General features: G+C 62.4%; 13 protein-coding genes. 4 read left to right on the top strand and 9 right to left on the bottom strand.

Features of this window, described 5'->3' with window-relative positions; all coding sequences use genetic code 11:
* Positions 1-42: 42 nt before the first annotated feature.
* Positions 43-1248, bottom strand: coding sequence for an ABC transporter substrate-binding protein (locus AA309_RS00500; protein WP_047187023.1), 1206 nt, complete (start codon positions 1246-1248; stop codon positions 43-45).
* Positions 1249-1359: 111 nt separating this feature from the next.
* Here AA309_RS00500 and AA309_RS00495 point away from each other — a divergent pair, with 111 nt between their 5' ends.
* From AA309_RS00495 to AA309_RS00485, 3 genes are all read left to right on the top strand, one after another.
* Positions 1360-2595 (top strand): amidase, encoded by a 1236-nt coding sequence (locus AA309_RS00495; protein WP_244470210.1) that lies wholly within the window; start codon positions 1360-1362, stop codon positions 2593-2595.
* 77 nt (positions 2596-2672) lie between these two features.
* Entirely contained in the window at positions 2673-3554 is an 882-nt protein-coding gene (locus AA309_RS00490) for an SMP-30/gluconolactonase/LRE family protein (protein ID WP_047187022.1), read from the top strand.
* 4 nt (positions 3555-3558) lie between these two features.
* A complete protein-coding gene (locus tag AA309_RS00485) occupies positions 3559-4569 on the top strand; it encodes an aldose epimerase family protein (protein WP_047187021.1) in 1011 nt (336 codons plus the stop codon).
* Positions 4570-4868: 299 nt separating this feature from the next.
* Here the strand turns inward: AA309_RS00485 and AA309_RS00475 are convergent, their stop codons facing one another.
* Both AA309_RS00475 and AA309_RS00470 read right to left on the bottom strand, forming a co-directional pair.
* Positions 4869-6938: a M3 family metallopeptidase gene (locus AA309_RS00475; RefSeq protein WP_047187019.1), complete on the bottom strand. Its 2070-nt coding sequence runs from the start codon at positions 6936-6938 to the stop codon at positions 4869-4871.
* Between the two features lie 164 nt (positions 6939-7102).
* Positions 7103-7966, bottom strand: coding sequence for a dienelactone hydrolase family protein (locus AA309_RS00470; protein ID WP_244470209.1), 864 nt, complete (start codon positions 7964-7966; stop codon positions 7103-7105).
* A gap of 98 nt (positions 7967-8064) precedes the next feature.
* Here AA309_RS00470 and AA309_RS00465 point away from each other — a divergent pair, with 98 nt between their 5' ends.
* Complete coding sequence (locus tag AA309_RS00465; RefSeq protein WP_047187018.1) at positions 8065-10089, top strand: AI-2E family transporter; 2025 nt, start codon at positions 8065-8067, stop codon at positions 10087-10089.
* Between the two features lie 95 nt (positions 10090-10184).
* Here the strand turns inward: AA309_RS00465 and AA309_RS00460 are convergent, their stop codons facing one another.
* The 6 genes from AA309_RS00460 to AA309_RS35005 form a co-directional block, all read right to left on the bottom strand.
* Entirely contained in the window at positions 10185-11168 is a 984-nt protein-coding gene (locus AA309_RS00460) for a peptide ABC transporter ATP-binding protein (protein ID WP_047187017.1), read from the bottom strand.
* Positions 11165-12181 (bottom strand): ABC transporter ATP-binding protein, encoded by a 1017-nt coding sequence (locus AA309_RS00455; protein WP_047187016.1) that lies wholly within the window; start codon positions 12179-12181, stop codon positions 11165-11167. The genes AA309_RS00460 and AA309_RS00455 overlap by 4 nt, the downstream gene beginning before the upstream one ends.
* A 2-nt stretch (positions 12182-12183) precedes the next feature.
* Positions 12184-13095, bottom strand: coding sequence for an ABC transporter permease subunit (locus AA309_RS00450; RefSeq protein WP_047187015.1), 912 nt, complete (start codon positions 13093-13095; stop codon positions 12184-12186).
* Entirely contained in the window at positions 13092-14102 is a 1011-nt protein-coding gene (locus AA309_RS00445) for an ABC transporter permease subunit (protein ID WP_047187014.1), read from the bottom strand. The genes AA309_RS00450 and AA309_RS00445 overlap by 4 nt, the downstream gene beginning before the upstream one ends.
* 65 nt (positions 14103-14167) lie before the next feature.
* Positions 14168-15769, bottom strand: coding sequence for an ABC transporter substrate-binding protein (locus tag AA309_RS00440; RefSeq protein WP_047187013.1), 1602 nt, complete (start codon positions 15767-15769; stop codon positions 14168-14170).
* 305 nt (positions 15770-16074) lie between these two features.
* The gene (locus tag AA309_RS35005; RefSeq protein ID WP_160310376.1) at positions 16075-16221 is read right to left on the bottom strand and encodes a hypothetical protein; all 147 of its coding nucleotides are present in this window, start codon (positions 16219-16221) and stop codon (positions 16075-16077) included.
* Positions 16222-16245: the final 24 nt, after the last annotated feature.

Here is a 16245-nt window from a genome sequence, read left to right as displayed (position 1 = left end):
TCCTCTCAACGGACGTCGATTGCGCGCTCTGCCGTCAAGCCATCAATCCTTCCGCACCGCCTTCACCTCGGCTTCTGTCGGCATGAACGACGTGCCGTCCTTGTAGGTCCAATCCTTCATACCGCCATTGGGGCCTTTCAGCACGAGCTTGCCAACCCAGGCGCCCATGGTGGACTGGTTGTCCAGCCCACGCATGGTGACGGGGCCGATGACGGAGTCGAATTTCGCATCCTCCAGCGCCTTGATCAGCGCATCGGTCTCAACGGAGCCTGCACGCTCGATGGTATCGCGGATCATATGGAGGACCATGTAGCCCAAAAGCGAACCAAGGCGCGGAGTATCGTTGAACTTAGCGCGATAGGAGTCGATGAAGGCCTTGTGCTTGGGATCGGTGATCTCGTCCCAAGGGTAACCCGTCACCGTCCAGCCTTCCGGCACTTCGTCCTTCAGCGGAAGAAGCCATTCAGGCTCGCCGGTCAGAAGAGAGAGAACCGTTGCGCCTTCAAAGAGGCCGCGCGTGTTGCCCTCGCGCACGAACTGCGTGAGGTCGGGTCCGAAGAGCACGTTGAAGATGCCGTCGGGCTTGGCCTGTTCGAGCGCGGAGACGGTGGCACCCGCCTCGATCTTGCCGAGCGCCGGATACTGCTCGGCGACGATCTCGGCTCCGGGCACGCGCTCCTTGATGAGGCGTTTGAACACTTCCGCCGCCGACTGGCCGTATTCGTAGTTCGGCGCAACAATCGCCCAGCGCTTCGCGCCGGAAGCTTTTGCCTGATCCACCAGCATGCCGACCTGCATGAAATTGCTGGGACGGATGCGGAAGGTATAGCGGTTGCCCTGCGCCATGGTGACGGCGTCGGTCAGGGGTTCCGCGGCGATGTAGAGGATCTTCTTCTGGTTGGCGTAATCCGCCATGGCGACGCCGACATTCGACTGGAACGAGCCGAAGAGCAGGGACACGCCCTCGCGGTTCACCAGCTCGTCCGCCACGCGCGTAGCATCGCCCGTGGTCGCGCCGTCGTCGCGGGAGACGATCTCGATTTTGCGGCCGAGCACGCCGCCTTTGGCGTTGATCTCCTCCAGCGCCATCTGCCAGCCGTTGCGGTAAGGCACCGTAAAGGCGGCCCAGCGGGCGTAGGAATTGAGCTCGCCGAGCTTGATCGGGGCCTGCTGCGCCTCAGCGGAGGGGCTTGCGAACGCAAGCGCCAGTCCAAGAGCCAGCCAGCGGGTCATCGATGCCTTCGTCATGATGCGGTTCCTGTTCCAAGGATCGGCGTGGATGTAGGGCCGATCATAGCCCGAAGAAAGCCCAAACTGCCAAGGTTCACGGATTCATGCCTTGCTTGTTCCAGGGGAGGAATGACACATTCGCTGCCTCGTTCCCTCAAGCTCTGTGATCCCATGCTTCTCGATGCCGATCCCGCCCGCGCCTTCATGCCCTATCCGGCTGCTGCCGTGCCTCATGCTGCGAGCGGGGCTCTCTCCGGGCTGACCTTTGCGGCCAAGGACCTGTTCGATGTCGCGGGCTACCCGACGAGCTGCGGATCGCCCCACATGCTGGCGATGTCCGGAATCAAGACCCGCACGGCACCGATCGTGCAAAGGCTTCTCGATGCCGGGGCGCGGCTCGTCGGCAAGACGATCACGGACGAGCTTGCCTTCTCCATGAGCGGCAAGAACGCCCATTTCGGAACCCCTGTGAATGGTGGCGCGCCGAATCGCATTCCCGGTGGCTCCTCCTCAGGCTCGGCGGCAGCCGTCTCCAACGGCCTCTGCGATTTCGCGCTCGGGACCGATACGGGCGGTTCCGTGCGTGCGCCAGCCAGCCATTGCGGCCTCTTCGGCATCCGCTCCACCCATGGCCGGGTGAGCCTGGAACTCTGCCACGATCTCGCGCCCTCCTTCGACACCTGCGGATATTTCACCCGCGACGGCGCGACCTTCGTGCGGGTGGGTGAGGTCATGCTCGGGTCCGACGGCAACCCCTTGTCAGCCAACCCAAAGATTCTTCTGGCCAGGGATGCCTTCGGCCTTCTGGGCCGAGAGGCGAAGGAGGCGCTCGAGCCCGCCGTCCGCCAAGTCGAGGCGGTGCTTGGCGCATCCGAGGATGTGACTGTCGCCACCGAAGGCTTCACCGCTCTTTATTGGGCCATGCGCTACATCCAGAGCCGGGAGGCCTGGGGCGTCGACGGGCCGATGATCGAGCGCTACCATCCGCCTCTGGGACCAGGCGTGGCGGACCGTTTCGAATTCTCCCGCGGCGTCACCGATTCTCAAGTGGTCGAGGCGCAGGTGATTCGCAGCGCCTTCCGGGCACGCTTCAGCGCCCTGCTGGCTCAGGACACGGTGCTGATTCTGCCGGCCATGCCGGACGTGGCACCTTTGCTTTCCGAGAGCGACGAGGCGCTCAACGACTATCGCAACAACGCCCTGAACCTGCTCTGCCTGTCGGGGCTCTCCGGGCTGCCGCAGGTCTCGATCCCGCTCGCCTCGCGCCTCGGCGCACCGTTCGGCCTGTCCCTTATGGGACCGGCGGGCTCGGATTTGAGCCTCGTGACCTTGGCCAAGCGAATCGCGGATGCGGCTTCCGCCTGATTGAACCGCGTCCGCCCTGTGCTCGTTACCGGCAGGCGCGGATGACGGCGGGCCGCCTGATTTGAAAAGGGGACATCATGACAAATCCCATCGTTCACCCTCAGACGCCACATGTGGCGGTGGCAAGCGCCTGCGTGCTCGGCGAAGGGCCTGTGTGGGACGAGCGCGCCAACACCCTGTTCTGGGTCGATATCAAGAACCCGGCCGTGTGGCGCTACCATCCGGAGTCGAACGAGCATTCGCGTATCGCGGCACCGGAGCGCATCGGCTTCATCGCGCTCACCCCCGATCCCGATGTCGTGGTGGCTGGTTTCAAGTCAGGCCTTTCCCGTTTCAACCTGAAGACGGGCGAAGCCGAGCCCATCATTGCGCCGGAAAAAGACCTTCCCGGCAACCGCATCAACGACGGATATGCGGGGCCGGATGGCGCGATCTATTTCGGCACCATGCATGATGAGGAGACGGACGAGAGCGGCTCCTTCTGGCGTTGGGATGGAAAGGAACTGAGCCGGTTCCATTCCGGCTTCATCGTCACCAACGGCCCCGCCTTCAGTCATGACGGGCAGATTCTCTATGCCACCGATACGGTGAACGGCATGATCTATGCCTTCGACATGAGCGGGGGCCAAGTGGGCGAGCGGCGGCGCTTTGTGCATTTCGAGGAAGGTTGGGGCCATCCGGACGGCATGGCCGTGGATGCGGAAGGCTATGTCTGGGTCTGTCACTGGGGTGGCTCGCGCATCACGCGCTTTGCTCCTGACGGATCGGTGGAGCGTACCGTACCGGTGCCGACCGCGCAGGTCACGAAATGCGCCTTCGGCGGGCCGGACCTGACCACGCTCTACATCACCACCGCCGCCATCGGCCGCGATCCCCATGAGGATCCCATGGCGGGCCATCTCTTCAAGGTCGAGACCGGCGGCATCAGAGGCCTGAAGACCAACATCTTCGAAGGGTGAGATCATGGCGATCGAACGGTTCGGCTCCGTCGATGGAGAGGATGTCCTGCAGATCACGCTGGCCGGCCCCGACGGGGTTGAGATGCGCGTGCTGACCTGGGGTGCCGTGATCCGCGACCTCGTCGTGCCGACGGGGAACGGGCCGCAGAGGGTGCTGCTGGGGCTGAACTCCATCGAGGATTACATCGCCCACTCGCCCTATTTCGGAGCCGTCGTGGGACGTCATGCCAACCGCATCGGCGGGGCCCGGTTCACGCTGAATGATGAAACCTACAAGCTTGACGCGAATGAGGGACCCAATCAGCTTCATGGCGGCTCCAGGGGCTTCGGCACGCGGCTCTGGAGCCTCGTCGAGCACAGCGAGTCCAGCGTCACCCTGAGCCTCGTCTCCGAAGACGGAGACATGGGCTATCCGGGACGCCTGATCGCCACCTGCACCTATACCTTGCTGCCTTTGGCCACAGTACGGATCGAACTGACGGCCATCACCGACCGCCCGACCCCGGTCAATCTCACCACGCATGGCTATTTCAATCTGGATGGCAGCGCGGACATTCTCTCCCATCAGCTAATGATCGCGGCCGATTACATCACGCCGACGCATCCCGATCTCATTCCCACAGGCGAAATCAGGCCCGTGGCGGATACGGCTTACGATTTCACCAGTTTAAGGCCCGTTGGCGCCGAGTTGATCAACGACGACACCCTCTACGATACGAATTACGTGCTGCGCGGCTCTTATGGGGTACTCCGTCAGGCGGCGGTTCTCAAATCTCCGGGGAATGGGCTGAACATGGAACTCTGGACGACCGAGCCGGGCGTCCAGTTCTATGCGGGTCATCTCATCAACATGCCCGTTTCCGGCCTCAACGGCGCGCAATATGGCCGTCATGCAGGCCTCTGCCTGGAACCTCAGCGGTTTCCGGATAGCCCCAATATCGCCCATTTTCCGTCGTCAATTCTCGAGCCGGGGCAGGTTTCAAAGCAGGTCAGTGAGCTCAGGTTCTCCATCTAGTCGGGAACTTTGCCACAAGTTGGCCGTTTTTCCTGCTGTGTTGCGTTCCGTAAAAAACACCAACCAAGAAGGGAATGCTCCCTATGCCTGTGCTCGATGCGAAAGCCCTGGAAACCGATCCCAAGGGAATGGCTTTCCTCTTGAGCGTCCTGCGTCAAAGCCCTTCCGCTTCGTCTCTTCAGCCCAAGGAAGTAGCTCCGCCGAGAAACCCGCCGCAAAATGTGCGGATGCATTTCCGCTTTACGCGCCGCATGAAGCAGCTTCTCCCCACTTTGGTCTAGCAGGCGTTTTCACGCCCGCTATTCGCACAGCGCTGCCAGTCCGCGCTTGGCCAGAAGCGCGTCAGCCGTGGGCAGACGGCCCCGGAAGGCCGTGTAGGCCTCCGCCGGATCGCGCAGGTTGCCGGCGGAATAGATGAAGCGCTTCAGCTTCTCCGCCATGTCCTTGTTGAAGACGTCGCCCGTTTCCTCGAAGGCCATGAAGGCATCGGCATCCAGCACCTCCGACCAGAGATAACTGTAATAGCCCGCGGAATAGCCGTCGCCCGCGAAGACGTGAGTAAAGTGCGGCGTGCGATGACGCATGATGATCTCGCGCGGCATGCCGATCTTCTCCAGAATCTCCTTCTCGAAGGCGGAGACATCGAGCCCTGTCACGTCCTTGCGGCGGTGAAGTTCGAGATCGACGAAGGCGGAGGCGAGATATTCCACCGTGGCAAAGCCTTGGTTGAAGTTTCGCGCGGCCATCAGGCGTTCGAGCAATTCCTCCGGAATCGGCTCGCCCGTCCGGTAATGGGTGGCGTAGCGACGGAGAATATCCGGCTGCGACAGCCAGTGCTCGTACAGCTGAGAGGGCAATTCCACGAAGTCTGTCGAGACCGCCGTGCCAGCCAGGAGCGGGTAGGTCACGTTGGAGAGAAGGCCGTGCAGACCATGGCCGAATTCGTGGAAGAGCGTGCGCGCATCGTCGAAGCTCAGGAGCGAGGGCTCGCCCGCGCCACCTTTGGCGAAGTTCATGACGTTCACGATGATGGGCCGCACGTCGCCCGTGAGTTTCTCCTGGGAGCGGAAGGCGCTCATCCATGCACCGCTGCGCTTGGATGAACGTGCGAAATAATCGCCGATGAAGATACCAACGTGATTGCCATTCGCATCCAGCACCTGCCAAGCACGAATGTCCGGATGATACTTCGGAAAATCCTTCAGTTCCTGGAAGCTCAGACCAAAGAGCCGATGCGCGGTCTCGAACGAAGCCTCGATAATCCGGTCGAGTTGAAAGTAAGGCTTGATCGTCGCCTCATCGAGGTTATGGCGCGCCATCCGCACCTGGTCCGCATAGAAGCGCCAGTCCCACGGCTCGATAGCAATGTTGTCGCCCTGTGACTGTGCCAGCGCCTGCAGGTCATCACGCTCAGCCTCGGCGCGAGCACGAGCGGGCGTCCACACGTCGCTCAGGAGCCTCTGCACGGCATCCGGGGTCTTCGCCATGGTGTCGGAGAGTTTGAAATCGGCGAAAGTCTCATAGCCCAAGAGCTTCGCGCGCTCGACGCGCAAAGCCGCCATCTCGGCGATGATGGCCTTGTTGTCGGTGGCGTTGCCATTGTCGCCGCGTGAGGCCCAGGCCTTGAAAGCCTGCTCGCGAAGGTCGCGGCGCTTGGAGAACTGCAGAAAAGGCTCGATGCTGGAGCGCGACAAGGTGATGACGTATTTGCCCCTCAACCCGCGCTCTTCCGCGGCTTGCGCTGCTGCTTCGCGCAGGAACGAGGGAAGGCCTGCGAGATCCTCTCCGGTCTCGAGCACGAGCTGATAGGACTTCTCGTCCGCCAGGACATTCTGCGAGAACTGCGTGCCAAGGCTTGCTAGGCGCTCGGTAATGGCGGCCAGACGCTTCTTCTCCTCCGGTCCGAGCTTTGCGCCCGCGCGCACGAAAATGGTGTTGTAGCGGTCGAGGACGCGAGTCTGTTGTGCATCGAGGCCGAGGCTCTCACGCTTGTCGTACAGAGCAGCAACGCGCCTGTAGAGCGCCTCGTTCATGAAAATGCTGTTCCGGTGCTTGGCGAGGATCGGCGCCATCTCGCGCTCGGCGGCCTGGATCGCCTCGTTGGTGTGCGATCCTGCGAGGTTGAAGAACACGCCACCCACGCGCTTGAGGGTAGCGCCGCTGCGTTCCAGAACCTCAATAGTGTTGGCGAAGGTAGGCTCCTCTGTGCTCCCGGCGATTGCTGCGATCTCAGATTGCTGTTCCGCTAACGCGTGGTCGAAGGCACGCTTGTAATGCTCAGGACGAATGCTCTCGAAGGGTGGAAGGGTGAAGGGCGTGTTCCAAGTGGAAAGAAGGGGATTGCTCGAGAGATTCGCGCTGGATGCCATTGCCGACATGCTCCGCTGGGAGTTTGGGTTGATTGAGTTGTAGCGACCTTAGCGCATCGTGCGGAAAAGTGGACCCGGTTTTCCGCGCATGACGATTCGCTGCTCTATGAAGGGAGCATCGGATCGATCCCAAGAGCGCAAGTCCACTTTTCTTGTCCGAGGCTCTAGCCGCCCATCGGAAGAGGCGCCGTGTCGGCGCCGGCCAGATGACGGTGCAGGAAGGCGAGCGCCCGCTGCGTGGCATCCTTTTCCGCCGCTCCCCGGAAGCCGTGGCCCTGGCCTGGATAGACCCTCACCTCATGCGGCACGTTCTGCTGGCGTAGCAGTGCCTCAACCGCATAGGCGTTCGCCACCGGCACGATGGGATCGGCTGAGCCGTGCAGAACCAGGGTCGGCGGCAGGCGCGAGGTGGTGGCAACCGCGCCCTGGGGCAGAGGACCGAAATAGTTCACGAGCGTCTTCACGCGCGGGTCTGTCGAAGAGACGGCGAGGCCGAGCGCCGCACCCAGCGAAATGCCGATGATGCCGATGCGGCTTGCATCCGCTCCAGGGTGGTTGGACGCAAAGGTCAGCGCATCCTGCACCGTGTTCATCCAGGGCATGAAGTTCTGGAACAGGGTGGCGAAGGAGGCCCGCTTCTCGCCTGTGCGGTCCAGGTAATGGACAAGGTGCACCTGATAGCCGGCTGCGGCCACGCCCCGAGCACCCTGGCGATACTCCGTGTTGTAGCTCAACCCGTCCGCACCGTGCAGCATGAGCACGGAAGGGCGGGCTGCGCCGCCGGCAGCCTGAAAGGTCTCGACGGCAATGGTCTTGCCACCGCTCGTGAAGGTGTTGCGTTTCTCCGTCACCGGCATCTTTTGGGCTTGGTCCTGTTGGGCATGAAGAGGGGAAGAGGCGGCAAGAGCCGCACCGACCAGAAGGCTGCGTCTCGTGAGCGACATGGGCTGAAGTTCGCGGGAATAGACCTGGGATAGTCTTGAGATGGGGATGAACGGCCCCGGCCCCCAGATGGCAAAAGGTCTCAAGTTTGCCTCGGCCTGAACGGCCAAGGATCGTTTTGCGGGTCCATACGTTGTTTGCTGACCGGCGAGATATCCTCGCTGCCAGCAGAGACTGAACAACGATGCCTCCCGCCCGCTTACCCGTCCCGCCACCCTCAGAGACGGAGATTCAGCCTCCCGGCGTTCCGGGCCTGTCCGGATTGCTGACCCTTGCGGTAGGCGTGGTCATACTGGCAGCGCTCTATGTGGGACAGGATGTCTTCCTGCCCGTGGTGCTCGCGATCCTGCTCGCCTTCGTGCTCGCCCCCTTCGTCGACCTGATGCGCAAATGGCATCTGGGCCGCGTCACGTCAGTCATCATCGCGGTGCTCGTGACGCTCGGGATCATCGTTTCTCTTGGCGGCCTCATCGGGTTCCAGCTGGCAGGCCTTGCCTCGGACATTCCGCGCTATCAGACCACAATCGAGAGAAAGGTCGGCTCCCTGCGGGAGGGAACGTTGGGCAAGCTGCCGACCATGCTCCGGGATTTCGGCCGTCGATTCGACAAGGCCGTGGGAGAGCAGCCTGCGGAAGCACAGGCTCCTGCCTCTCCCAGCGCAGCAGCACCTGCGCCGGAAGAGCCGAAGCCGATGCCTGTGGAGGTGCATGAGCCGGAGCCCACACCGGCGCAGGTCGCACGCAATTTCCTGCTGCCCCTGCTCGAGCCTCTGGCCACCATGGGCATTGTGTTCGTTGTGCTGGTCTTCATCCTCATGCAGCGCGAGGATCTGCGTGACCGCATGATCCGCCTGTTCGGCTCGAGCGACCTGCACCGCACCACGGCGGCCATGGACGATGGCGCGCGACGCTTGAGCCGCTACTTCCTCACTCAGCTTGCGCTAAACGCGGCCTTCGGCCTGGTTGCCGGTATCGGCCTTTGGCTGATCGGCGTGCCGAGCCCGGCCCTGTGGGGCGTTTTCGCGGCGCTCATGCGCTTCGTGCCCTATATTGGCTCGTTCGTGGCCGCCGCCCCTCCGATTCTTCTTGCCGCCGCCGTCGATCCCGGCTGGTCCATGGCCCTCATGACGCTGGCTCTGTTCGTGATCGGCGAACCCCTGATGGGTCACGTGGTCGAGCCCATCGTCTATGGGCAGAGCACCGGCCTGTCGCCTTTCGCCGTCGTTATTTCGGCGATCTTCTGGACGTGGATCTGGGGCCCGGTGGGACTGCTCATCGCAACGCCTCTCACCCTGTGCCTCGTGGTGCTGGGACGCCACGTTGAGCGGCTCGAATTTCTTGATGTGCTGCTTGGCGATAGACCTGCTCTGACGCCCGCAGAAAATCTCTATCAGCGCATGCTCGCCGGCGATCCCGACGAGGCACTGGATTCGGCAGAAATTCTGCTGAAAGAGCGCTCACTCACATCCTACTACGATGAGGTGGCTCTCAAAGGGCTTCAACTTGCTGCCAATGACGCGACACGTGGCGTGCTGACCCATCGCCAGCTTGATCAGGTACGCGATGTGATCAAGGCCCTCGTGCAGGATCTTGGCTCTCACGAGGATGTCGAGCCGCCACCGCATGAGACCGCGGATGAGCCGGTGGCGCCCCCGCCAAGCGAGAAGCCTGCGATCAAGGGGCCCGCCGTCGTTGGCGAGATGCCTCACGAGGATAAGATCTCCGAGGCGTGGAAAGCCGAAGGCGCCGTCATGTGCATCGCAGGTCGCGGTCCTCTCGACGAGGCGGCATCCGAGATGCTGGCGCAGCTCTTGAATAAGCATGGGCTCGGGAGCCGTCTCGTCCCTCACGAAGCGGTGTCACGCTCGGCGATCTACAATCTCGACATGACCGGCGTGCAGATGGTGTGCATCAGCTATCTGGAGATCAGCGGCACGCCCGCGCATCTGCGCTATCTGCTGCGGCGCTTGAGGAAGAAGGCGCCCAAGGCGCCCATTCTCGTGGGCCTGTGGCCTGCGGAAGATGCGGTTTTGAAAAGTGAGACGATGCGCGCGACATTGGGAGCGGATTACTACGTCTCGTCGATGCGCGATGCGGTGGTGCAATGCCTGAAGGCCGCCACGGGAGAGGAACAGCTGCCTGAAGCCGTCACGACGGGTCAGGCAGCCAACGGGGCAGCGGCAGGAAAGCGCCTGCCGCTGCCCGCTTGAATTTAGAGCCGTTTCCACTGGGGTGGAATCGGCTCTCTTCGTTGTTCTGCCGCATTTTCTGACGGCGAACCGGATCCACTTCGCCGGAAAATGCTCTAAGCCGCCTGTTCCTTCAGGAAGTTCTCGGCGTAGTGGCAGGCGACCTGCCGGCCGTCGAGCTCGCGAAGCTGTGGGCGTTCCACCTTGCAGCGATCCGTCACATAGGGGCAGCGTGTCGAGAACACGCAACCCTTCGGCGGGTTGAGAGGCGAGGGGAGCTCGCCTTTCAGCACAATGCGCTTGCGTTTCACGCCAGTGATGCCGGGCGTGGAGGAGAGAAGCGCCTGCGTATAGGGATGCAGCGGACGGGCGTAGATCTTCTCCTTCGGCCCATGCTCGACCGCATGGCCAAGGTACATGACGAGCACGTCATGGGCGATGTGCCGGACGACGCCGAGATCGTGCGAGATGAAGAGATAGGCGAGACCCATCTCCTGCTGCAGATCGGCGAGAAGATTCAGCACCTGCGCCTGGATCGACACGTCGAGCGCCGAGACCGGCTCGTCCGCCACCACGAGCTTCGGCGAGAGCATCAGCGCGCGCGCAATCGCGATACGCTGGCGCTGGCCGCCGGAGAACATGTGCGGATAGCGGTTGTAGTGCTCGGGACGCAGGCCCACCTTCGCCATCATCGCGCGCACCCGCTCCTTGCGTTCGGCCGAGGAGAGGCTGGTGTTGATGACGAGCGGCTCCTCCAGGATCGTGCCAACTTTCTTGCGCGGGTTGAGCGAGCCGTAAGGATTCTGGAACACCAGCTGCACCATGCGGCGCAGCTCCTTGGCGTAGTTCGACGGCGGGTTCACCGCATCGATGCCATCGAGGGAGAGTTGTCCCTCCGTCGGCTTTTCGATGAGGGTCACCATGCGGGCAAGCGTGGACTTGCCACAGCCGGATTCGCCCACGACGGCCAGCGTCTTGCCGGGCTCGATGGAAAACGTGATGCCGCCGACAGCCTGCAGCTGAGCGGGTTCCTTGAAGAGGCCGCGCTTGATCTTGTAGATCTGCTTCAGGTTCTTGGCTTCAACAACGGGAGCGCTCACGACGCGGCCTCCGTCTTTAGGGGATGATCGTGATGGATGGCGGCGTTCCGGTTCGGATCGCCGAGCGGGTAATGGCAGCGGATATGGCCACTGGCCCAGGGACGCAACTCGGGCCGCACATTGCGCGAATGCTCGGTGGCATAGGCGCAGCGCGGGCTGAACAGGCAGCCCTTCGGACGATCGTAGAGACCGGGCACCACGCCGGGGATCGTCGCAAGACGTCCGCCTTCGCTGCGCTCGGGGAGCGCAGCGAGAAGCGCTGCGGTGTAGGGGTGCTGCGGTGAGGCGAAGAGGTCGGCAGCGGAGCGCTCCTCCATGATCTGGCCCGCATACATCACCATCACGCGCTGAGCGGTGTCGGCGACGACGCCCATGTTGTGCGTGATCATGACGAGGCCCATTTTGCGCTCCTTCTGCAGATTCATGAGCAGATCGAGGATCTGCGCCTGAATCGTCACATCAAGAGCGGTGGTGGGCTCGTCCGCGATCAGAAGCTTCGGATTGCACGCAATCGCCATCGCGATCATGACGCGCTGGTTCATGCCGCCGGAGAGCTGGTGCGGATACGCGGAGAGGCGGCTTTCCGGCGAGGGAATACCAACCTGGCTGAGGAGCTCGATGGCCCGGCGCTCAGCCGCCTTGCGATCCATGCCCTCATGCAGGCGCAGTGTCTCGGTGAGCTGGAACCCGACGGTGAAGGACGGGTTCAGGCTGGTGGTCGGCTCCTGGAAGATCATGGCGACGTCCTTGCCCGTGAGCTTGCGTCGCTCCTTCTCGGAGATTGTCAGGAGGTCGCGGCCGTTGAAGGTGAGCTTGTCGGCCCTCACGCGGCCGGGGAAGGGGATGAGGCCCATGAGGGCCAGCATCGTCACGCTTTTGCCGGAACCGGATTCGCCCACGACGCCGAGAACCTCGCCCTCTTCGAGCTTGAGGCTCACGCCGTCCACGGCACGCATGATGCCGCCTTGGGTCGGAAATTCGACCGACAGATTTTCAATTTCGACAAGAGCCATGATCAGCGCTTCAGTTTGGGATCGAGGGCGTCACGAAGACCGTCGCCCAGAAGATTGAAGGCAAGCACCGTGACGAGGATCGCAAGACCGGGGAAGGTCACGACCCACCATGCACGGAGCACGAACTCGCGGGCATCGGCCAGCATGGTGCCCCATTCCGGCGACGGCGGCTGCGCGCCGAGGCCGAGGAAGCCCAAGGCCGCGGCGTCGAGGATTGCGGTGGAGATGCCGAGCGAAGCCTGCACGATGAGCGGTGCGGTGCAGTTCGGGAGCACTTCCTTGAACATCAGGCGGGTCGTTCCGGCGCCGCTCACGCGGGCCGCCATCACGTAGTCCTTGGAGGTTTCCGTGATCACTGCGGCGCGAGCAAGACGCACGTAATGCGGCAAGATCACGAGGGCGACGGCGAGCATGGCGTTCATGAGGCCGGGGCCCAACACCGCCACGATCACGATGGCGAGCAGAAGGCTCGGCAGCGTGAGGACGATGTCCATCAGGCGCATGATGAAGATCTCCGTCAGGCCGCGGAAGAAACCCGCGACGAGGCCGAGCACCGTGCCGATGACGATGGAGAGCGTCACCACCGCGATGCCGATGAGGAGCGACAGCTGCGCGCCGTAGATCAGACGGGAGAGGATGTCGCGTCCGATCGGATCCGTGCCGAGCGGATAGGAGATCGAGCCGCCCGCCTGCCAGAACGGCGGCTGCAGGGCGATGGCGGTGTTCGTGAGGTTCGGATCATGCGGTGCGATCACCGGCGCCAGCAATGCGACGAGCACCACGGCCACGATGATCACGAGGCCGGCCACAGCGCCATGATTGGCGCTGAAATAGCCCCAGAACTCACGCAGGGGGTGGGGAGGGGTGGCCGTCGGCACTGCGACGGCCGGAGCTTCCATGGTTTCAGTGGTCATCGCGTATGCCTGATGCGAGGATTGATGAGGCCGTAGGCGAGGTCGACGAGGAGGTTCACGCTCATCACCACGACGCCGAGCAGCAGAGCGCCGCCCTGCAGCACGGGATAGTCACGGCGGAAGATGGCGTCGATAAGCCATTTGCCCACGCCGGGCCAGGAGAAGATCGTCTCAGTCAGAATCGCGCCGGTGAACAGCACGCCGATCTGCAGGCCGATCACGGTGACGACAGGGATCAGGGCGTTGCGCAGGGCATGCAGAGCCACGATGCGGAAGCGCGAGAGACCCTTCGCCTTGGCGGTGCGGATGTAATCCTCGCCAAGAACTTCCAGCATGGCGGAGCGGGTCATGCGGGCGATCACCGCGAGCGGAACCGTGCCCAGCACGATGGTGGGCAGGATCAAGTGCTGGACCGCCGACCAGAAGGCGTCCACCTCATCGGAGAGCAGCGTGTCGATCAGCAGGAAGCCCGTAATCGGTTCGATGTAATACAGCACGTCGATGCGGCCCGAGACCGGTGTCAGGTCGAACTGCACCGAGAAGAGCAGGATGAGGATGAGACCCCACCAGAAGATCGGCATGGAATAGCCGGCAAGCGATACACCCATCACGCCATGATCGAAGATCGAGTTTCGCCGGATGGCAGCGATGATGCCCGCTGGAAGACCGATGATGAGCGCAAAGAGAATCGCGCAGAGAGCCAATTCGATCGTCGCCGGGAACAGCGAAGAGAACTCGTTGAGGACCGGTTCCTGCGTGATCATCGACTTGCCCAGATCGCCTTGCAGGACACGGGAGAGATAGATGCCGTACTGCACGAGGATCGGCTGGTCGAATCCGTATTCCTTGCGGAGCTGTTCGTGGCGGGCGGGATCGATGCCGCGCTCGCCCGCGAGTGTTTCGATCGGATCGCCCGGGACAAGGCGGATCAGGAAGAAGGCAAGCAGCGTGATCCCGATAAAGGTCGGGATGATCAGGCTGACGCGGGTAAAAATGAATCTGAGCATCGTCTGAACGTAAAAAGGCGGAGCGGCTGAAGGAAGCCGCTCCGCCGTAGGTTGAGTGAAAAGGCTTACTTGCCCTTGATGTCGACGCCGTAGAAGGTGTGGCGGCCGAACGGCGAGAGCTTGAAGTCAACCACTTCCTTGCGGACCGGCTTCAGCTGCACGGCGTGAGCCACCGTGAACCACGGAGCCTGCTCCTTGAAGATCTTCTGAGCTTCTTCATAGAGCTTGGTGCGCTCGGCCTGGTTCGTCACAACCTTCGCCTTCGTCACGAGATCGTCGAACGGCTTGTAGCACCACTTGGCGATGTTCGAGCCCGAAGCGCTCTGCGCCGAGGCGCAGCCCAGCAGGGTGTGCAGGAAGTTGTCCGGGTCGCCGTTGTCGCCCGTCCAGCCCAGCTGAGCCATCTGGTGCTCGCCGGCCTGAGCGCGCTTGCGGTACTCGCCCCACTCGAAGCTCTTGATCTCAGCCTTCACGCCGATCTTGGCGAGGTCGGCCTGCATCAGCTCGGCGATGCGGCGGGCATTCGGGTTGTAGGGACGCTGAACCGGCATGGCCCAGAGGTCGGTCTCGAGACCGTTCGGGTAGCCAGCCTCCGCCAGGAGCTTCTTGGCAGCTTCCGGGTTGTACTCGTCTTCCTTCACGGAGTCGTTGTACGACCACATGGACGGCGGGATCGGGTTCTTGGCCGGAATGCCAGAACCGAGGAACACGGCGTCGACGATCGCCTTCTTGTTCATGGCCATGTTGAAGGCCTTGCGGACGCGCACGTCGTCGAAGGGCTTCTTCGTGGTCTGATAGGCGAGATAGCCGACGTTCAGGCCGGGCTGCTCCATGACCGTGACGTTCGGATCCTTCTTCATGGCCTCGAGGTCAGCCGGGTTCGGATACGGCATGACGTGGCACTCGCCCTTCTGGAGCTTGGCCCAGCGCACGGAGGCATCCGGCGTGATCGAGAACACGAGGTCGTCGATCTTCGCCTTGCCGCCCCAGTACTCGGGGAAGGCCTTGAAGCGGACGATGGCGTCCTTCTGATACTGGACGAGGTAGAACGGGCCGGAGCCGATCGGCTCTTGGTCGATCTTCTCAGGGGTGCCGGCCTTCAGCATGGCGTCGGCGTATTCCTTCGACTGCACGCCGGCGAACTGCATGGCGAGGTTCGACAGGAAGGGTGCCTCGGGCTGATTGAGCGTGACGCGCACGGTGTAGTCGTCCACCTTTTCGACCGACTTCAGCAGCTTGGGCATGCCCATGTCGGTGAAGTAGGAGTGGTTCGGGCTCGTGACCTTGAAGTAAGGATTCTCTTCCTTCCACTGACGCTCGAACATGAACAGGACGTCGTCGGCGTTCAGGTTGCGGGTCGGCTTGAAGTTCTTGTTGGAATGGAACTTGGCGTTCTTGCGGAGGTGGAAGGTATAGACCGTGCCGTCAGCAGAGATGTCCCACTTCTCAGCGAGGCCGGGAACGACCTGGGTGCCGCCGCGCTCGAAATCCACGATGTTGTCGTAGATGTGCTCGTTCACGTCGAACGAGGTGCCGGTCGTGTTGATGCCAGGGTAGAAGTTCTCCGGGCTGCCCTCGGAGCAGTACACGAGGGTTTTGGCGGCCAGCGGGGCTGCTGCCAGGAAAGCCGGAACGCAGATGGCTGCGAAAAGGGCTGATTTCTTCATTTATCTAGGTCCTCTGAGACGGCACTACACGTGGCCGTTCTGTGACGGAGTTAAGGTGCGAAGCCCCAAAAATGTCAATCTATCCCGGCAACCTTGGCTAATTTTTAGAAGAAATTTACCATTTCGTGCCGTTTTCACGCAGTTTTTTCAAAAACCGGGCCATTTCAAATTTCCGCGATTCTGTGGGCTTCGGGGCGGTCGGGAGCCTGTTCCATCCACAGCCACAGACAAATTGAGGGCTCTTCCGAACGGTCAGGGTGCTTGATCGGCAGCAGCTTCGGCCTGGGAGCAAGGGGGAGCCCTGGTCAGGAGAGGGCGAGGCCATAAGCGGGAGGCTCGTCACCCGGCTTCCAGCTCAAGAGCCCGCGCGGGATGCCGTGGTGGCAGTTGTACCAGGCGAGGATCAGCACGAGACCCGGTTCGTTCGAGTTGCGCACCAGCCGCTCAACCACCGCGAGGGCCTCGGCTGAGGCGGT

Source organism: Microvirga vignae (assembly GCF_001017175.1).
Taxonomy (GTDB): domain Bacteria; phylum Pseudomonadota; class Alphaproteobacteria; order Rhizobiales; family Beijerinckiaceae; genus Microvirga; species Microvirga vignae.
Note: the sequence above shows the minus strand (reverse complement) of the source record. Positions and strands in the feature narration are given on the sequence as shown.

Excerpts from the sequence above, each read along its gene's own strand:
- AA309_RS00500 (WP_047187023.1), bottom strand. The coding sequence starts at position 1,248 with ATGACGAAGGCATCGATGACCCGCTGGCTGGCTCTTGGACTGGCGCTT.
- AA309_RS00440 (WP_047187013.1), bottom strand. The coding sequence starts at position 15,769 with ATGAAGAAATCAGCCCTTTTCGCAGCCATCTGCGTTCCGGCTTTCCTG.
- AA309_RS00485 (WP_047187021.1), top strand. The coding sequence starts at position 3,559 with ATGGCGATCGAACGGTTCGGCTCCGTCGATGGAGAGGATGTCCTGCAG.
- AA309_RS00445 (WP_047187014.1), bottom strand. The coding sequence starts at position 14,102 with ATGCTCAGATTCATTTTTACCCGCGTCAGCCTGATCATCCCGACCTTT.
- AA309_RS00455 (WP_047187016.1), bottom strand. The coding sequence starts at position 12,181 with ATGGCTCTTGTCGAAATTGAAAATCTGTCGGTCGAATTTCCGACCCAA.
- AA309_RS00465 (WP_047187018.1), top strand. The coding sequence starts at position 8,065 with ATGCCTCCCGCCCGCTTACCCGTCCCGCCACCCTCAGAGACGGAGATT.
- AA309_RS00495 (WP_244470210.1), top strand. The coding sequence starts at position 1,360 with ATGACACATTCGCTGCCTCGTTCCCTCAAGCTCTGTGATCCCATGCTT.
- AA309_RS00475 (WP_047187019.1), bottom strand. The coding sequence starts at position 6,938 with ATGGCATCCAGCGCGAATCTCTCGAGCAATCCCCTTCTTTCCACTTGG.
- AA309_RS00450 (WP_047187015.1), bottom strand. The coding sequence starts at position 13,095 with ATGACCACTGAAACCATGGAAGCTCCGGCCGTCGCAGTGCCGACGGCC.
- AA309_RS00490 (WP_047187022.1), top strand. The coding sequence starts at position 2,673 with ATGACAAATCCCATCGTTCACCCTCAGACGCCACATGTGGCGGTGGCA.